The organism is Frankia sp. R82, assembly GCF_023716925.1.
Lineage (GTDB): Bacteria > Actinomycetota > Actinomycetes > Frankiales > Frankiaceae > Frankia.
Window position 1 is genome coordinate 1 of the sequence record NZ_JAMQQG010000137.1, and the last position, 1,913, is coordinate 1,913.

Sequence of the window (1,913 nt, forward strand, 5' to 3'; positions counted from 1 at the left end):
GTCCAGCGCGGGCATCGGCAGCGGCGGCACCGGCCCGGCCGCACCGCCCGCACCCGCCACCACAGCGCCGGTTCCCGGCCGGCCGGCGACCGGAACCGGTCGTCCCCTCCACCGGCCCACCTGGGCGTCGACCCGGCGTGCCCAGCGCCGCGACAGCCGGATGCACGGCAGTTCGACGAGGTAGTGCGTCACGGTGGCGAGGGCCAGCGTCCCGGCCAGCACCACGGCAAGGAACGGCAGGTAGGGGATCTTGAAGATCTGCCAGCTGGTGTGATCCAGCACCAGGTCGATGACCGCGGTGTGCCACAGGTAGATCCCGTATGAGATCGAGCCCAGAAAGACCGGGATCCGGCTGGCCAGCAACCGCCGGATCACTCCCTGGCCGGGCGGGCCGAACACCGCCGGCACCAGCAGGAAGAACCCGAACAGGCCGTACAGCAGATGCCGGTCCAGGTCCTGCGACCGACTCGGTGTGAAGATCGGCGACAGCGGCAGGCCGGCGTGCCGGACGGCCAGCCAGTAGAAGATCGCGGCGAGGGCCCAGCAGGCGAACCCGAACCCGGGCACCCCGGCCCAACGGGGCTGGCGACCGAGCTGGGCGCACCGCGCGGAGATCACCGCAAGCGCCATCCCCAGCGCGAACAGGTCCCACCAGACCGGCAGCCAGACGTTCCAGCCACTGGTCCAGCCGTGCCGAAGCGGGACGACAGTGAGATGCACCACTCTCGAGGCCAGATAGCCCACCGCGAGGGCCGCCAGTTCCACCCGCACCTGCTGCTCGGGCGTTCGGCGCCGCCGCCCCAGCAGCCACGCGTACAGCGGGACGGCGAAGTAGAAGGCGACCTCGATGTCGAGGGTCCAGGCCTGGGTGAGGCCCTGGATGGCCCAGGTGTCCTGGTAGCCCTGCACCAGCAGTGCGGTCTGGAGCGCGCCGCGCAGGCCGTGCACACCGATCCGCTGGTCGCTGACGACGTTGAGGGTGACGGCGAGCGCCAGCCAGTACAGCGGAAGGATGCGCATCAGCCGCCGCACCAGGTACCCACCGGGCAGGGGTGGCGACGCGCCGGCCAGTCGGGCGGCGACGAACGGCCGGTACAGCAGGAAGCCGGAGATGAGGAAGAACACCGCGACGCCGGCCTCGGCACGGGCGATGTAGGGCCCGAGGTCGCCGCTGCCGGTGGTGAGCCCGGCGGGGAACGCGGTGTGTACCAGAACAACCATCAGCGCCGCGATCGCACGCAGCCCGTCGAAACCGGGAAAGTTCGCGGTGGGCGCACGCCGGACGGCTGTGGACGGCGCCTCGGCTACTGCCGTGGGCGTGGCCGCCCGCGACCCCGCGGGTCCCGGTACCGACGAACCGGACAGCATGCGGCCCGTCACCAACCGAACGCCCTGCACCTGACGAACACCGGGTGCACCGCAGCAGTCCGGTGACGGTCGGAGACCCTGCGGCCACCGAAAAACCTGCGATCACCGGAAAACCTGCGATCGCCGGAAAACCGATGGTCGCCGGAAGACCGGTGGCGGGTAAAGCGGCTGTGGCGGGCGAAAACCCCGGGAACAACAGGGGCCCCGCGGATCACACGGATCCGGTGGGCGACGGTGGCCGGCACGGTGGCACGGTACCAGCGCCCCCTGACCCCGAGGCGGCCGAACCGGCTGAAGATATCAATCAGCTGTCGGTCAGTTCGGCTGCGTCGGGTGTTCGTGTGCCGGGCCCCGTCCCGGCAGCCGTCGGTGGAACGCGGGCGGGCTGCGACCGGGTTGGCTCCGACCGGGCCGACTCTGACCGGGCCGACGGTGGCTGCTGCCGGACTGCCGTTCGTGCGGCGGCGGTGCCGAGACCAGCCGGCGGCTCCCGGTCTGCGCTCAGCCACGATCTTATAAACATATTACCCTCTGCTCTAAACATC

1 protein-coding gene is annotated in these 1,913 nt (G+C 70.9%); it reads right to left on the reverse strand.

The window, feature by feature from the left end; genetic code table 11:
• A partial coding sequence (locus ND747_RS16180) for an acyltransferase (RefSeq protein ID WP_251734443.1) occupies window positions 1-1,380 on the reverse strand: 1,380 nt, incomplete at its 3' end.
• Window positions 1,381-1,913: the final 533 nt, after the last annotated feature.